The following is a 16,814-nucleotide window of genomic DNA, read 5'->3' as shown; positions in this document are numbered from 1 at the left end:
GCGTTACGGGTTAAATGCTGGCTTTAGCAGGGTTTTAAGCCTTAAGGCATCATGGGGTGCGCAACATTTTTCATCATTATCAAAATAGCAAAATACCGGTTTGCCCTCGTTGTGCCAGGCGCTTATTCGACTGGCACAACGCTTGAGCGTCTCATCGCCGTAAGAACCCTGATAGGCCTCTGGATTGGGGCCGTGCATGCGAATATAGATAAACGATCCGGTGACTACCTCGGGTGTCTGGTAGGTTTTAAAATCATAAAAACACAGGCTCATATCATGTTGGTGCAATAATTCATAAAGGGCGTCGCAAAACCAGCTTTGATGACGAAACTCAAAAGTATACAGGTAGTGCCTGGGCAGGGTTTCAACAAAAGCTTTAAGAACAGGGATATTGAGCGGCCAGTAGGGGGGAAACTGAAAAAGAATGGCGCCTAATTTTTCTTCAAAATGACTGAAGGCCTGAAGCAGGTGAATGGTGCTGTCAGTTATATCCCGCAGGCGTTTGATGTGGGTAATGTAGCGATTGGCTTTGCAGGAGAAAACAAAATCAGGCGGCGTCATGGCTACCCATTTCCTGACATTTTTTTCTTTAGGGACCTGATAAAAACTGTTGTTCAGTTCCACTGATCCAAATGTCTGGGTATAACAGGGCAGCACCTGCTCCGGTTTGATTTTTTCAGGATAAAAAATCCCTATCCAGCCAGGGTAACTCCAGCCTGATGTGCCAATATAGATAGCCTTTCTTTCCATAGCGAGTCTGTGAACGTTCTTTTTATAACTATAGACACTGCCACTAACCTTTGTGTCCTGAACACAAGGCCTTGTTTATTTAAATTTATTGATCACAGACGGAGCAAATGCATTTAAAAAAGCAAATCCAATACAATTTTTTTGGTCTTTTAATAATCACATAATAATTTTTAATTACAATTAGTTTATGTTTTGCTTATTTTGTCTTGAATATGAAAACAATTGCTATTGTAGGCGGCGGTCCAGCAGGTTTATATCTGGCCATACGTTTGAGTCAAGTCTTAAGCTCTCAATCCAGTGCGTTTAAGATTGTAATCATTGAACCTAAATTCGATGACTATAATCGGCCGGGTATCGTGGCAAAAAATGTGCTGGATCTGATTGAACGGCACATCAAACTGGGGAATGACGTCCTTAAAGCCAGTGATGACAGCGACAGCTCCATTTTCATCAGTCGGCTGGAGTCGGCGCTTTACAAACAGGCGCTGCATTTCCCAATCCAGTTTGTTAAAGCCTCCCTGACTGGAATTGACGTGAAGGGGCGTTTAACGCTCGATAATGGCGAGCACCTGAGCTGTGATTATGCCTTTGATTGCACGGGAGCAAGGCGCAAACTGATTTCGTCAGTCAATACTTACCTGCCGTCTGGCAGCAAGTTCACTTTTTCACAAGTGGCCGATAACCCGACTAAAAATCATTTTGTCGCCTATGTCACCATGGATGAAAGCAATGCCGCATTGATGAAAGAAGACACCAGACGAGCTCCTTTGCGGCGTGCGTTGGGTTTACAGCGTTTACGCAGTGAATTTAATTGGCCTGAATTTGTTGAACCGGAATTAAGTCAGCGTCGCTATACTCATGACAAGTCTGTCCTTTTTTATCTTTATCTTGAAACCCCGCCACATTTTAATCAACTGCCGAGGTCGAAACAAAAAGAGTGGCTTAATGCCTTAATCGAAATCAAGACTGGGCATGCGCTTGAGTACACCGTGGAGGACGATCCCTTAAAGTTCAGCGCTTTTATTGTTGATCCTGACAAAGTCAATGAAACCTATCTTACAACCACTGCTCTGCCCTTTATTGTTATTCCCATGGGCGATGCCCATATTAAGCCTGATTTTCGTCTGGGGATAGGGATTCGCAGCGGTGTTTTACGAACAGAGACGTTTATTACAGCGTTCGTTAAAAGCAACGGCGATGTGCCTCAGGCCTTAAAAATTTACGAATTTTTGGTACGAGAGCCCTTGGGATGGCATGAACAATCGCTAAGGTCTGAGTATCGCCTGGCCAAAGAAAAAATGCAGAATGCCTTGCTTCAAGCGAGAAAAATGTATATGGCTGCCTTTTCTCTGGCCCAAACCGATATTGAAAAACAGACACTTGAAGCAGGATTCGATGACATCAATGCCATGCTTGGATTGGCACATATTGCTGCCGCAAAAGAGCATTTTGCAATGGCTGCACACGATAAAAGCGTACAACGCCCTGTGCGGCAAATCCGTCTATCTAAAACCAGCGACGTCTTGCAGGAAGAAGCCTTGCGCGATTGTGAGCAGGAATTGCTTATCGCCCTTAAATTAATGCCAGTGCATAAACAGGCTCTTGTGAAAGACGAATTGCTTGATTTGGCGATGAGCTACAAGGATGTTGCAGGCCGGCTTTTTCAACATGATCAAAAAGCGAAGGCCAAGATTTATTACAAAGCGGCGGCTAACTTGTTTGAGTCTTTCTTTTCAGCCGAACACTCCCTGGAATTGGTTAAAATTTATTCCAATTTATTGATTATTGCCAAGCAACAACAGCAATATAACCTGTTGGAAGAGTACCAAAAAATGGCATCGCAATGGCTGAAAAAAGAGGATATGACGGTGCCAGAAATTAAAACACTCCACAAGAAGATTAATTTTAATTATTGTGAAGGCATCCTCACTCAGATAGAGAATGAGGCTAAGAAAGAGACTCCGGATAAGGCTGTGCTTGCTCAACTTGAAGAGGCGGAAAAAAACCATGTTCATTTGCAAAGCCAGAACCTGTTATCCGAAGTGGAAAATAACAAGCTGGTGTCGCTTCTCGGCAAAATTAAGGAAAACAGCCAGGTCGATGCCAGTCGAGCTATAAACCCGCCTAAAGGGAATTGATGTCTTCATTGAAAGAAACAACCTGATTTCGGCCATTGTGTTTGGCAATATACAAGGCTTTATCCGCAGCATTAATCAAGGGCTGCACCTCTTTAACCGGTGGGCAACAGGCAATGCCCACACTTAGGGTGACAACGAACGGTTGATTGTTGGCTTCGAACTGTAACTGGGACACCTGGTGGCGAAAATTGTCACAGATTCGAAAAGCATGGGCCTGCTGTACTTCAGGCAAGACAATAGCAAACTCCTCGCCGCCATAACGGCCGATGATGTCTGAGCGCCGGAAGGCGTTCTGCAGCAGGATGGCAATTTTGCGAATGACTTGATCACCAACCGGGTGGCCAAAATTATCATTAATCAATTTGAAATGATCGATATCCAGCATAGCAAAAGACAGGGGCATTTTATTACGTTTGGCGCGTGACACTTCATTATCAAGGCGTTGAATAATATTGGTGTGATTATAAAGCCCGGTAAAGCTGTCTTTGACCATTAAGGAGCCTAATACCCGGGCCCGTTTAACCCGGGAAGTCAGTACGTGGATTAAATCCTGGGGGTCGACGGGTTTTAACAAAAAATCATCACCGCCTAAATTTAAAGCGGACAACTGTTTGACACGATCGCCTTCACTGGAGAGAAAGACGATAGGAATCCCGGTGTATTGTGGTTCCTGCCGTAGCAAAACCGCAAGCTCCAACCCCGTGCATTCCGGCATGTAAATATCCATGAGCAGCAAATCCGGTTGAAAATCAGCGATGGTTTCAATGAGCGCCAACGGGTTGGTTATAAACCGAACATCCATGCCGGCTTCTTTTAAAATCAGGGTATAGTATTCAGCCACCGAGATGGAGTCATCAATGATGAGGATACGGTAGGGTTCCCGCGGTCTGCCAACCGTCATTTGGATTAATTTTTTAGCAAGTAGAAATGGATCCAGGGGTTTTTGATAGAAATCCGTGCTGCCCAGACGAATGGCTTTAAGACGAGTCAAAATATCGCCATTGCTTGCTAAACAAAACAACGGGATGGATTGCTTAAACTGACTTAAGCAATGGGTCAATAATGCGGCTTCTTTTTCGTTTAAGGAGTCCAGATCAATGAGGATGGCCGCGGGCGATTTTTTTTCAAGCATCTCTTTGAGCGCCGATGCCTGAGTCATTTTGAATAATTTTAAATCCGATTCCTCGAGATTTTTTTTTAATTCGTCAGTCAGGGTATCGCTGCTGCTTAATAAATACACGAGTAATTCCTGGGGCTTTGTGGCAACGCTGACCGGGCTTGGGGAGGGATGTTCTGCAATGCTGTCGGTCAGTATCAATTCCAGATACTTGAGTAATTGTTCTATCTGGCTTTGCTGGTCTATAGAAAGCGGGTCATGATGGTCTAACAGGGATTTTAAATACACTTCAAGGGCGCGCGCGGCCTTTCCCAACTCCGTATAGCCATAAGTGCCCGCTGAACCACAAAGGCTATGGACATTGCGATGAAAATCAATCAAACGGGACTTATCCCAATTCTGAAGCAAAGTCGTCCATTCTTCACGCAATTTTTGCACTTTGCCAGGAAGGCTCTGCCGGTACGTTTCAAATAACGCATTTAATTTATGCTGTACATCGTCTTTCATGACTGCCTTTCCCAAGCTGATTTAATGGTATCGGCCAGTGTCATCGGGTCAAAGGGTTTGGAGATGACCTCCAAAGCCCCCATGGACCGGTATTGTTGAATTTCTTCGCTTTGGATTTTTGCCGTCATGAATATCGCCGGTATTTGCATATAACCTGGCATTTTGCGCAGTTCGGTTAAGGCAGTTGGTCCGTCCATACCCGGCATCATGACATCCAGAAGCAATAAATCCGGTGCAGCGTCTTTAGCTGCCTCCAGCACTTCAAAGCCGTTGCTGCAATAAATCACATCAAACCCACCTAAATCTTCCAGCGCGATTTGTGCAATTTCCCGTATGTCGGACTCGTCTTCGGCATAGAGGATGGTATTAAGAGTTTTGCTGGACATAATGATCTTCCTTTAAAGGTGCAGGAAACAGATTCTTGATTTTTGTTAATAATTCATTGTTGGTGATTTTTGATTTCACCAACGCATCAATGACATAGCGGGAGAAATCTTTATCCAGTTCGGTTGCGGAGTAAACGATAACCGGGATTTGACGCTGAGCGAGCAAGGGCAGCAGTGAACTGCCGTTGCCGTCTGGCAGAAGCAAATCGAGTATGACGGCATCGACTTTGTTTTTAAGTAACTGGGCTTTGGCTTTTTTAAGGGTATCAACTGCAATGAGGCTGACGGTTTTACCCAGGACTTCATGAATTATTTTTTGGGTATCGGGATCATCTTCAATGTGTAAAACCACGGGCAGACTGCTCGATTGCGGATGCTGGATACGCGAAATGGCCTGTGTTAATTTGCCGAAATTGATGGGCTTTTCAAGCCAGTCAATGACAGAAAGTGCATCGCCGTTAATAATCGCCTGCCCGGTTTCGGCGATGATGGAAAGTACAATAATGGGTAAATCATGGGTTTTGGGCGAATTGCGCAATTCACGGATGAAGGTGATGCCATCCTGGTCCGGCAGGATTAAATCGAGCAAAATGGCTTCATACGTGTGTTTTTCCAACAGGATTTTGGCTTCGCCTACTGATCCTGCGATATCGCATTGCCAACCGGAGGCTTCCATGAGCAGGCTTAGGTACTTGGCCTGATCAAGATCGTCTTCGCAGATTAAAAACCGTTTTTCATCCGTGGCAAGACTGTCAGTTTCTTCCACCGGCGCGTAGTCACTGCTTGGCAAGTCGAAATAGAAGGTCGTGCCCTGGCCCGGTTGACTGGTAAAATTGATATGGCCGCCCAGCTTGTCGATGATGATTTTACTGATGCTCAAACCTAAACCGGTACCGCTTTTCCCCCGTGTGGAGGAGGAATCCGCCTGTGAAAATTTTTGAAAAATCCTGGGTTGAAATTCAAGCGGAATCCCTGAGCCCTGATCAGTAACCGACACCCTGACCTGTTGGTCATGGGTGGATAGAGAAATCGTCACTTTACCGCCCTGGTTGGAAAATTTAACGGCATTGGAAATTAAATTGGCGAGGACCTGCATGAGACGGTGAGGATCGGCTTGCACATAGGTATCAGGCAAACTGTCTTTTAGTTCAATGTCAATACCGTATTTTTCGCCATAGGCTTTATTGGCAGCGATGGCTTCGTTCACCAGCCTGTTGACTTCAACCGATTGCATGTCAAACACCATTTTGCCGCTTTCGATTTTTTCCATGTCGAGGATGTCGTTAATCAGCAGCAATAAACGTTCGCAGTTTTTGTTGGCGATATCCAGTAGTTTTCTGGCCTTATCGGAAAATTCCCCGACGGTACCGCCCATGATTAAACCCAGAGAGCCTAGGATGGATGTCAGCGGTGTTCTGAGCTCATGGCTAACCACTGAAACAAATTCGCTTTTGATTTTCTCAGTCTGTTTCAGCTCGGTAATGTCGTGAATGGCGATGACAGCGCCCAGGGCATAACCATCTTCCCGAATAATCGGCTGCCCGTCGATAACGACGTTTCGGGTGATGCCGTTTTTGAATTTCAGCAAGAGCTCTTTGCCATGGATGCGTTTGCCTTCCAGAGCCTGGCAAAGCGGCGTGTCGGCAGCGGCAAGGGGCGTGTCCCGATTCAACTCATAGAGTTCAAAATAATCGGCCTGCTCCAGGGCCTGTGGATTCGGTTTGATGTTCCCAACAAATTTGAGCAGAGCCTGGTTAAAAACGGTGATTTTGCCTTGTGCATCGCAGGCAATGATGCCATCGTCCAGATTATTGAGCATCGCCTTTAAAAACTCTTTTTCGTTTTGGATGGCATTCAGCATTTTTCGGTAGTAGGTGGAAACAGTGAGAGCAAGACCAATGATGAGGCTCGTGACCCCCGCAATAAAAAGGGCCATCCAGGTGGGATGGATGGTTGTAGAGGAATGCGTCATGGACATACCGGCCAGCGGCGTAAACACGGCGGCGGCCATGCCTGTGTAATGCATGCCGCAAATTGCTATCCCCATGACCAGGGCGCTGCCTGCCTTAAACAGGACTTGTGACCTGCCCGTGCGCTTGGTGCTTTCAATCGTCAGCCACAATGCGGCTTCTGAGGCAAAAATGGCAATCAGAATGGAGACGGTAAATAAACCGGGCAGGTATTGAATATTGGCATGGGTTTTCATGCCTTCCATGCCCATGTAGTGCATGGTGGCAATGGCCAGTCCAATCAGAATCCCTCCTTTGGCCACATCGGCGAACGGGCGTTTCTGATCCTTTAAAATATACAAGGCAAAAGCGGAGGCGGCAATGGCGACTAACATGGATGAAATGGTCCACAGCAGCTCATAGCTCATCGGCATCGCCATGACAAAGGCCAGCATGCCAATAAAATGCATGGACCAGATGCCTGCGCCCATGGCAAAGGCACCGCCAGCTATCCAGTAAATTTTATATTGTGGTGATTTTTCAGCCCGTAGCCGGCCGACAAAATCAAGGGCAACATAGGACGCAAGAACGGCGATAACATAAGACAAAATGACGAGTTTCACGTCATAACTGCCAGATACCGTATTGGAAGGCAATGGGCCGAAGAGGAACCAATTCAAATCCATTTTCATAGTCTTCTCTAATGTAATGGGCTTCATCATGAAGCCACTGTGCTTTTCTTAGTATAGCTATTTTCCAAATAGATGAATAATTGTTCTTTTACGGGTCACATGCCAGCTACTTCAGGACCTCAATAAGGTAAATAATGCCATTGTAGTCATCCGATAGATACAATTCCAAGGCTTTGCCTTCTACGATGTGGACCGGTCTGCCCACGACTTTTCCATCCTGTAAAAAGCCGGTCACGGCATCCTCTGCCGTGATGTGCCCCTTATTCAGGGTGAGCATCACGACCTTATAGCCCACTTTCACTGAACTGTTCCAGGAACCATGCAGGGCAACCAAGGCTTTGCCGTACCAGGGGGATTGCCGATTTTTAATGAAGGTAAGGCCTAAAGGGGCATTGTGGGCGCCAAATTCAAAGACAGGGGGTAATGATTGTTCAATCTGCTGTTCATGCCCTGGACCGTAGGTTGGATCCGGTACGCGATTGCCATTCGCAAAAGGCCAGCCATAAAATTGATTGTCTGAAATGACATTGAGTTCCTCAGGCGGGAAATGATCACCTAATAAATCCCGTCCATTGTCTGTCGCGTACAGTTTGCCGTCCTCAGGGGACCAGTCGAAGCCCACCGAATTACGTAAACCGCGGGCATAAATGCTCAATTGGCGTTCGCCGGGTTTAAAGCGGCTCATGGTGGCGCGCAGGGGATTTTTTTCGATACAGGCATTGCAGGATGAACCGATAGAGACATAGGCATAGCCGTCCGGTCCAAATTTAATGGTGCGTGTCCAATGCCCGCTGCCAGAAGGTATACCAGTAATTACCCGCTCATAAGCCCCTGTGGTGATGCCCTTGTCTTCCTGAAAAGGGATACGCCCTATGGCATCCTCTTCAGCCACATACAGATAACCGTTATGAATATCCATGCTGTGGGGTTTTTTCAAGCCCTGGATTAATACGCGGCGCTTTTGCGGGTGTTGATAGGGAATAAGCAGCACACGGCCTTTAAATGGCTCGCTAACCAGCAAATCACCGGAGCGTGTGACGTGCATAAACCGTGGGTTTTCCAGGTTTTTCACGTAGGGTTTAATTGTAACATGACCTGCGGTGGTGAGATGCGTCGGGTTTGCCTTAAGAATAGAAAGGGAACGGCCGAATAATTCGCCCAGGGCAATGTTAAATCCAAAGAGGGGCAGGCTGAAATAAATCAATACGCAAACGATTAGTGCCAGGAGTGGAATGTATAACAGTTTTTTCATCAAAGCCCTCTTTCAAATAGTATTATTAAGCCCTGGGAATTAAACCCTAGCCTTTGGCGGATCGTGGATCGTGCCCATGGCTGTCTTTAGCGGCTATTTGTCCGTTTTTGTTATGAATCACCAATTCAGACTGCGCACTTCTGCTTAGGGCTCTTGCCTTACCCACGGCTTCCTTTTTAGTGGCATAATGACCGAGAACAGACTGAACATTGGTTTGTTTAATATCCCAACCGCCTTTGGCATTGGGTACAACATGATGCTCATTTCTCATGAAAATCTCCCTGCGTAATGATAGATTGAGTACTTCTCAACAAGTATAGCCAGACCCATTTAAAACGTCAGAGGTGTAATTTGTTATTTAATGCCCGAGATGGTCATTAATAATTCATCTATACTTTCCTAAGGATTATTGAATTCGAAGAATCAAGGATGAGCAATAATTCAAGGAAGTCATCATTTTTTGATGCGTCGCGTTTAAAAAGCATGCGGCTTAATCGAGGTGTTTTAAACGCCATTTTTATTACGGCAGTTGCTGTTTTGTTGTTTATCAGCATCACATCCTACAAGCAGGTTAATAACTTAATTACCGCCAGTCAATGGGTGAATCATACGCATCGCGTCATTCAAAATGTGGAATCGACCCTGTATGGCATGGTGGATGCGGAATCGCGCCAGCGGGCTTATCTCTTAACTGGATCGACCCAGCTTCTCGCTGACATTGATGTCATCAAAACCGAACTGACTGCCGAATTAAACCAGCTCGACCAACTCACGCGGGATAACCCGGAGCAAAATAAACGGGTTAAGCAGTATATTCACTTAATCGGTGAGCGTTTAACGCTGCTCAATCAGGTCATGCAACTTAAAGTGGGAAAAGGGACGACCCCCCCGGCTAGTATCAGCCTGATGAATCAAAGTCAGGATTTTTCCAATCGCGTAAAAAGCATGGGGCAGGAAATCAAGGCGGTGGAGTTGATTCTACTGCAGGAAAGAAATGCCACGGTTCTCGAAAATGCGAATACCACCAGTTTAATCCTTATCGGCGGCAGTTTATTAAGCATGTTGTTTTTAATTGTTGCTTTCATTTTGGCCAATATTGAGCTGCTGACCCGAAAAGAGGCAGAGGATCACAACCATCACATTCGCCTGCGTTTGAAAAAAATCATTGAGAGCGCAAGCGATATGATTGCGGCTTATGACAAAGAAGGACGCTTAATTATTTTTAATGAATCCTATCAACGTGAATTCAAGCGGCTTTTTGATAAATCCCTGGCGGTGCACATGCCTCTGGACGAAGCGTTTAGCGATTTGCCTGAACAAAAAGCCGCGATGGCGGCGCGATGGAAGGAATCGCTCAATGGCAATGAAGGCGTCAGTAACGCGGAATTCATGCATGGTACGGAAAAAAACATTTATGAAATGAGTTCCAGTTTGATTCAAGACGAAGACAATGAGATTAATGGTGTGGTACACAGTATCCGGAATATTACCAAACGGGTGCAGGAGCATACCGAATTGCAGCGTTCGTATGAACAATTAGCCGAAGGGATGAAAGAATTGCAGGATAAAAATCAGCAAATTACCTTGCTTGTGGAAATGAGCGATATCATGCTTGCCTGCAATACCCAGGAAGAATTAAGTGTGGTGATGGCCAAATACGCCGAACGTCTGCTCACGTTTTCAGGCGGTTATCTTTTTATCATGCATCCTTCGAAAAATTACCTTGAGAAAGCCTGTGATTGGGGCAATCCTGCACCACATGAAGTCACTTTTACCCCGGATCAATGCTGGGCTATCCGATTGGGGCGCATTCATCAGGGCAGTTCATCCCTGCATGATTTGATGTGCACCCACATTAAAGCCGAGGAAAGTGCCTCCCGCGTGCTTTGTGTGCCACTGATGGCGCAAAATGATATTTACGGTTTATTGTATATGGAGGTGTCCCTGGGCATTGTCCCGCTTGCGGATGAAAACCAAAGACTTCTCATCACGGCTTTTGCGGAACTTACCGCGCTGGCGTTGGCTAATGTGCGCCTGAGGGAAAACCTGCGTTATCAATCCATTCGCGACCCGCTCACCGGCTTATACAACCGTCGGTATCTCGAAGACTTTTTATTCAAACAGCTGCACCAGGCTGAGCGCAGTAAATCCTCCTTTGCGATATTGATGCTGGATCTGGATCACTTTAAAAAGATTAATGACACCTATGGCCATGATGCCGGCGATTCGGTCTTAAAAGAATTAGGTCAGATTTTATACGAGGACATTCGGCTTGGCGATCTTGCGGCGCGTTTCGGCGGCGAAGAGTTCATCGTCATGCTGTATGATATTGACGAAAAAGCGGCCTTGGCGCGCGCTGAAGCGTTGCGCAATCATGTGGCTACCATAAGGCCCAAGTATGGCGCTCAGCAAGTAGGCCATATCACCGTATCGATTGGGGTTGCCATGTATCCTGCCGATGGCAAAACCCCGCCGCAACTGATTGAGGCAGCCGATAAAGCCCTGTACCTTGCCAAAAGCCGTGGCAGGAACCGGGTGGTGGTGTATTCTGCCGATAGAGAGGAGCAGGCAGAACGTACGCAGAAAACATAATCCGGTCTGTTAATAATCGTTTATCTTTAACGATAAACTTTGAATGAGGAAAGGGGATTTTGATTTTAATATGGTGCTGGCGGGCACGACTAAAAGCGAACAATCAATAATGATTGACATTTCAGGTATTTGAAATGCTTGAGTAACACGCCAGCATTGAGAGGCACCGCATTGTCCGGAGGCGGTGATGCGGGTGGCAGTCAGGGGTTTGGGATGGAGGATGAGTTTTTTCATTTTAATGGCTTCAAGCCTGTCCCTGAAAAAATGATTCATTGGCCACCAGGCGGCAGGGTAGTAATTTCGTTTTACCCTGTCGATGTCGGCTGGTGTATCGCCATAACTGGCGGCCAAGGTATCCATGAGGGTTTGCTGTACCCAGGCCGTGACATTGTGGTGAGCGGTTTTGGCATGGACGCAAAAAATGAGAAACAGCACAATAAAGGCTATTAACTTGTTGTTCACAATGCAAATCCTTTTGTTTGTGATAATTACAAGAATAGCCTATTTTGCAACAAGGTTCGCCATGCCGTGCAGGGCAGCAATCAGCAGCAGGAGAATTTATGCAGCCGTATGTGATTAAAACGCAGAAATTGGGGTTACGTCCCATCCGTGAAGAGGATGTGAAATACCTGGAGGAAATTGACAAGGATCCAGTGGTGAAGGAATATTTCCCCGAGGGGACGTTAAGCCGGCGTGAAATCAGGGAATTTATTCAGGAAAGCCTTGAGAATCATGAAAATAAAAATTTACCCTGTTTTGTTATTTTTCGTTTGAAGGATAGGCGGTTTGTCGGCGAAGCCTATTTTGACCAACTGGACAGCGGTGAAATTAAGGTGGGTTACCTTTTCCATCGTCAATTCTGGAATCGGGGTTATGCAACCGAGGTTTTAAAAGCCCTGCTCAATTGGGCGAAAAAAAACATCAAGGCTCCTTATATTATTGCTTACGCGGATAAAGACAATGTCGCGTCGTTTCGCGTTATGCAGAAATGCGGGATGCGATTTTATAAAGAGGCTCATTTTCTGGGCATGGATTGCAAATTTTATCGTATCCGGAATCGCTAGTTGACGCCTTGCCCGCAAAAAAACTGAATGACGTTTTTTAAGACATGTTCGCAGATAGTCAGCTGATCGAGGGTGACAAATTCATTGGGGCGGTGCGCCTGGGCTATATCACCCGGGCCGCAGATAATGGTTGGAATGCCTATGTCCTGAAAGGCGCCAGCCTCGGTAGCATAAGACACTTTAAGCCGCTCTTTCACGCCGGTGATGGTCCTTAACAGATGGGTAATTGCTGCGTCTTCCCGTGCTGTAAAACCCAACGCGTCAGAAACCTGATCAAAATAAATTACCGCATCATGATAGGTTTTTCGCATGTCGGGCAGCAATTGTTCATTAATGTGGTTTTCTATCTGGCTTCGAAAATGCTCAAGGGGAAATTCGGGAATATAACGAATTTCAAGCATGAATTCACACAAGCCGGGAATGATATTGGAGGCATTGCCGCCGCTGATTAAATTGGTGGATATGGTGGAGTAGGGAATATTGAAGGCGTCATCAAAAGGACCTGTGGTTTTTAAATGGTTAAACAAATCATTAATGTAACAAATCAGGCGGCTTGCATACTCAATGGCATTACAGCCTTCCGTTACCATGGAGGAATGAGCCGCTTTACCCTGCACCTGGCAATGATAAACCCGTCGGGATTTTTCCCCGACAATGGGTTTCATGCTGGACGGTTCACCGATGATGCAGCCTTCGGGTTGAAGTTTGATTCGTTGAAGGTATTCCGCGACGAAATCAACGCCGAGGCAGCCGATTTCCTCATCACAGGTGAAGGCGAAATGAACGGGTTTTTGTAAGGCATATTGTTTGATTTCAGGCACTATGGCCAGCATGACTGCCAGGTACCCTTTCATGTCACAGGCGCCGCGGCCGTAAATTCGGCCGTCTTTTTCAATCGCGGAAAAAGGATCGGTGTCCCACAGTTGCCCGGCCACCGGCACGACATCCGTATGACCGGATAATAGCAGGCCGCCCTGGCGGCCGCCATTGCTGGCAGGCAGCGTGGCGATTAGATTGGCTTTGTTATCGGCTGTGCCTGGAATAATGGTGGTTTCGATTTGATGGGATTTAAACCAGTCCGCAACCGCATCAATCAAGTCCAGGTTGCTGTTGCTGGATACCGTATTAAAACCAATCAAGCGATGGAGCCATGCAGTTGTATTCATTTTTGATCAAAGATGATTGTTTTTAAACAGGAAAAGTGTTATCAAGTGCTTCTACATTACCGGTTTTTGATGGGATTGTAAAAATTAATCATAAGCCCGTTAACCACACAAGGAGGTTAGGCCATGCCAGAGATCATATCCACGCCCTCGAAGGGGGTTGTTGAAGGGGAAGACAGGGACCATCATTTTGCTTATTTTGAAACCCAAAACAAACGGGTTGACCAGGAAGATGCGTTGGCCTGGCATACGCTGGGCGAAAATCAGTTGAAATCCTTAAGTCCCAGGGATATTGCCATGCGCCTGTGGACAACCGTAAGGCGGCTTGATGAGCGGGCAAAGGAACTGGATAAGGAAGCCGGTTCAACAGCCTGTATAACGGTCTTTGACGGCAAGGACCATGTGATTAGCGCCTCCGTAGGCGACAGCGTAGCCTTTTTGGTTGCTTATGGAAAAACAGGGGAGGTCATCAGTGCGACCCGATTAAATTCCACCCTTCATCATCCTGTGTTGCAATCTGAAAAAGAACGGATTCTTAAAGCCGGGGGGCACATTGATGCGCGCAACCGCCTAAATGGTGTGCTTGCGGTTTCCCGAGCTATTGGCGATTATGATATCCTCGATCCTTATGGTCGAAAATTGGCTATATCCGATGCGGCGGTAGACATTGCCAGTATTAGCCAGTTGCTGCAAGAAGAAGACGAACCCATCAGTAAAATCCAGCTCATTTCTACCTGCGATGGCTTTACCGATGGTGCTAAAGACAACAGCATTGAAAGCCATGTGATGTATTTATTGACCTGCCTTGCCCGGCTTGACAAACCAGGTTTAAAAACAGAAGCCGAGGTGGCAGCCTTTCTTGCAGCCTGTGCTATAAAATCCAATTCAACAGACAATATCTCCATTGCGGTTCAAACCCTGGTTTATGGTCTGCCGGTGTTTCTTGGTGTTTATGACGGCCATGGCGGCAAGCAGATCGCTCATGAGGCGGCGATGTCAGGCAGCGAGATTTTTTTAGAACAATGTCATTTGTCGCAGGAAGCGTATGAGCAACAACCCTTAAGCGCGGTTCAACCCAAGCAACGCTATGAAAAAGAGAATGAAAAGGCGATGCATTTTATCGCAAAAAATCCTCCCTATTTTTTGGAAAAAGCATCCCCGTTGATTAATGAATCAGCTCTTGATGAAAAAATAAGCACGCTGTCACTAAAGGAAAATTCGTCATCGCACAACGGGCTTTTTTTAGAGGATGCTAAATCCAGTCTCTGCAATGGATTTTTTAGTAATCGCACGTCAAACAAGAACGAGGAGAAACAGACGGGGAGCACGAATGTGTTTCTGAGTTAACTATTTCGCCTCATTGTGACATTAGATAATGATTATATTGAAGTGTATTTTCAGGACAATGGGCCGGGCATTCCGGCTGAAATCCATGATAAGATTCTTCACGGCTATTTTACCGCCAGGGTGCCTGTTTTGTATTTATTTTACCTGTGACGCAATGCATTAAAAAATAAATTCCAAATAAAGCGCCCATATGATTCAATATGGAAAATAAATTGCCATTTATGGGTTATGAGCTCCAATCAGACGCTTAAAAATCGCGGTGCATTCAGTAATCCCGAAGGTCGTTTTGAAAAAACGACGTCCGAGCGGTTTGACGATGGTTGGGGGATGGAAGAGGACAGCTTACCCCCACTCGAAACCTCCTTACTGCCCGAGACATCAAAAAGCATTATTACTCGCAATGACTCACCTGATTTGGGATTCAATCAATCCATTAATCCCTATCGCGGTTGTGAGCACGGCTGCATTTATTGCTACGCTCGCCCCAGTCACGCTTACATGAACCTGTCGCCGGGTATCGATTTTGAAACCAAAATTTTCTATAAAAAAGACGCAGCCACGGTGCTTAAAAATACGCTCAACGCACCGCGTTACCGGTGTGAAACCATCGTATTGGGGGCCAATACCGATCCCTATCAACCGGTGGAATCGAAATTAAACATTACCCGCAGTCTTCTTGAGGTTTTGCTTGAACACCGTCATCCGGTGGCAATTATTACTAAAAATGCGATGATTGAACGCGATTTGGATCTTTTATCCGAAATGGCAGGCCTAAATCTGGTGAGTGTTGCTGTCAGCGTAACCTCGTTATCACCTCAATTAAAACACATCATGGAGCCGCGCACGTCAGCCCCGGCAGGACGGCTTAAAGCCATTCGCCAATTGACTGGGCATGGCATTCCTGTGCGGGCCATGGTAGCGCCGGTTATCCCCATGATCAATGACATGGAACTCGAACATATCCTGAATGCGGTGAAAGACGCGGGTGCTGCTCACGCCAGTTATGTGCTTGTGCGCTTACCCTATGAAGTCAAAACCCTGTTTCGTGAATGGCTGGCCAAGCATTTTCCGGACAGGGCAGAACACGTGATGAGCCTGATTAATCAGATGCGCGGCGGCAAGGATTATGATGCCGCCTTTGGGAAACGCATGCGCGGGGAGGGGGAATACGCCAACCTGCTGGAAACCCGTTTTCGTCTGGCCTGTAAACGGTATCAATTAAACAACTTGCCTGCGCCGGAATTGGCCCGGCATCATTTTAGGAAACTGCCCAACCACGAAGGGCCGCAACAACTAAGTTTATGGGATGATTCTTGCAAGGAAGATTAGGTCGTGTTTGACTAGGGGTTTAATCCTCCTGTTGACGTGCGCAGCTTCACCTATAGGGATGCCGCGACAGGCAGGCGGTGAGGTACTCATGAACAGGGACTGATATGGCTCAACAACCGAAACGCAGGAAAAAAAGAGGGAACACCGATTTTGCCACCATTGCAGAAAAAGTATCCGTTGCCGTGGGCACGTCCTGGTGTTTTTTACTGGCTTTAAGCTTTGTGTTGCTGTGGGTGGTGACAGGGCCTTTGTTTAACTTTTCCGAAGGCTGGCAACTAGTCATTAATACCGGCACCACCATTGTGACGTTTCTGATGGTTTTTTTAATTCAAAACACCCAGAGCCGTGAAACCAAAATAATCAATTTGAAGCTGGATGAGTTAATTAAATCCCATAAGGGAGCCAGCAACACCTCCATTGACTTGAATAAACTCAGCGATGAGGAATTAAAGTCGCTCGAAAAACATTACCATGCCTTATGCAATAAACGGACGGGGCAATAAAGTGGCAAAAGCCGGATGACCAGGC

Annotated in this window: 14 protein-coding genes; 6 read left to right on the top strand and 8 right to left on the bottom strand. The window is 46.3% G+C overall.

Annotated features, from left to right (window positions below; genetic code table 11):
• Window positions 1-3: 3 nt before the first annotated feature.
• Window positions 4-750: a DUF72 domain-containing protein gene (locus Lery_RS02900; RefSeq protein ID WP_058525758.1), complete on the bottom strand. Its 747-nt coding sequence runs from the start codon at window positions 748-750 to the stop codon at window positions 4-6.
• A 212-nt stretch (window positions 751-962) separates the two neighbouring features.
• Between Lery_RS02900 and Lery_RS02895 the strand changes: the two genes are divergently transcribed.
• Window positions 963-2,888, top strand: coding sequence for an FAD-dependent oxidoreductase (locus Lery_RS02895; RefSeq protein ID WP_058525757.1), 1,926 nt, complete (start codon window positions 963-965; stop codon window positions 2,886-2,888).
• On the opposite strand, the gene Lery_RS02890 is transcribed toward Lery_RS02895, so the two are convergent.
• From Lery_RS02890 to Lery_RS02870, 5 genes are all read right to left on the bottom strand, one after another.
• A complete protein-coding gene (locus Lery_RS02890; RefSeq protein ID WP_058525756.1) occupies window positions 2,875-4,512 on the bottom strand; it encodes a diguanylate cyclase in 1,638 nt (545 codons plus the stop codon). The two genes, Lery_RS02895 and Lery_RS02890, sit on opposite strands and share 14 nt — an antisense overlap.
• Window positions 4,509-4,898, bottom strand: coding sequence for a response regulator (locus tag Lery_RS02885; protein ID WP_058525755.1), 390 nt, complete (start codon window positions 4,896-4,898; stop codon window positions 4,509-4,511). The genes Lery_RS02890 and Lery_RS02885 overlap by 4 nt, the downstream gene beginning before the upstream one ends.
• On the bottom strand, window positions 4,879-7,569 hold the full coding sequence (locus tag Lery_RS02880; RefSeq protein ID WP_237759130.1) for a hybrid sensor histidine kinase/response regulator: 2,691 nt from the start codon (window positions 7,567-7,569) through the stop codon (window positions 4,879-4,881). Before Lery_RS02880 ends, Lery_RS02885 begins: the two co-directional genes overlap by 20 nt.
• A gap of 76 nt (window positions 7,570-7,645) precedes the next feature.
• Window positions 7,646-8,791 (bottom strand): PQQ-dependent sugar dehydrogenase, encoded by a 1,146-nt coding sequence (locus tag Lery_RS02875; RefSeq protein WP_058525753.1) that lies wholly within the window; start codon window positions 8,789-8,791, stop codon window positions 7,646-7,648.
• A gap of 46 nt (window positions 8,792-8,837) precedes the next feature.
• Window positions 8,838-9,062, bottom strand: coding sequence for a DUF2188 domain-containing protein (locus Lery_RS02870; protein ID WP_058525752.1), 225 nt, complete (start codon window positions 9,060-9,062; stop codon window positions 8,838-8,840).
• A gap of 158 nt (window positions 9,063-9,220) precedes the next feature.
• Here Lery_RS02870 and Lery_RS02865 point away from each other — a divergent pair, with 158 nt between their 5' ends.
• Window positions 9,221-11,383 (top strand): sensor domain-containing diguanylate cyclase, encoded by a 2,163-nt coding sequence (locus tag Lery_RS02865; protein ID WP_058525751.1) that lies wholly within the window; start codon window positions 9,221-9,223, stop codon window positions 11,381-11,383.
• A gap of 9 nt (window positions 11,384-11,392) precedes the next feature.
• Here Lery_RS02865 and Lery_RS02860 read toward each other — a convergent pair whose 3' ends face one another.
• Entirely contained in the window at window positions 11,393-11,845 is a 453-nt protein-coding gene (locus tag Lery_RS02860; protein ID WP_058525750.1) for a hypothetical protein, read from the bottom strand.
• Between the two features lie 98 nt (window positions 11,846-11,943).
• On the opposite strand from Lery_RS02860, the gene Lery_RS02855 reads away from it, so the two are divergent.
• Complete coding sequence (locus Lery_RS02855) at window positions 11,944-12,447, top strand: GNAT family N-acetyltransferase (RefSeq protein ID WP_058525749.1); 504 nt, start codon at window positions 11,944-11,946, stop codon at window positions 12,445-12,447.
• On the opposite strand, the gene argE is transcribed toward Lery_RS02855, so the two are convergent.
• Window positions 12,444-13,613 carry an acetylornithine deacetylase gene (gene argE / locus Lery_RS02850; RefSeq protein ID WP_058525748.1) on the bottom strand — a complete coding sequence of 390 codons (1,170 nt, stop codon included), beginning with the start codon at window positions 13,611-13,613 and terminating at the stop codon, window positions 12,444-12,446. The genes Lery_RS02855 and argE overlap by 4 nt on opposite strands.
• Before the next feature lie 123 nt (window positions 13,614-13,736).
• On the opposite strand from argE, the gene Lery_RS02845 reads away from it, so the two are divergent.
• The 3 genes from Lery_RS02845 (at window position 13,737) to Lery_RS02835 (ending at window position 16,789) form a co-directional block, all read left to right on the top strand.
• Window positions 13,737-14,957: a PP2C family serine/threonine-protein phosphatase gene (locus tag Lery_RS02845; RefSeq protein WP_058525747.1), complete on the top strand. Its 1,221-nt coding sequence runs from the start codon at window positions 13,737-13,739 to the stop codon at window positions 14,955-14,957.
• Window positions 14,958-15,185: 228 nt separating this feature from the next.
• A complete protein-coding gene (locus Lery_RS02840) occupies window positions 15,186-16,286 on the top strand; it encodes a PA0069 family radical SAM protein (RefSeq protein ID WP_058525746.1) in 1,101 nt (366 codons plus the stop codon).
• Window positions 16,287-16,390: 104 nt separating this feature from the next.
• Entirely contained in the window at window positions 16,391-16,789 is a 399-nt protein-coding gene (locus Lery_RS02835) for a low affinity iron permease family protein (RefSeq protein ID WP_058525745.1), read from the top strand.
• Window positions 16,790-16,814 lie beyond the last annotated feature (25 nt).

The sequence above is a fragment of the Legionella erythra genome (assembly GCF_001467615.1).
GTDB lineage: Bacteria > Pseudomonadota > Gammaproteobacteria > Legionellales > Legionellaceae > Legionella_C > Legionella_C erythra.
Note: the sequence above shows the minus strand (reverse complement) of the source record. Positions and strands in the feature narration are given on the sequence as shown.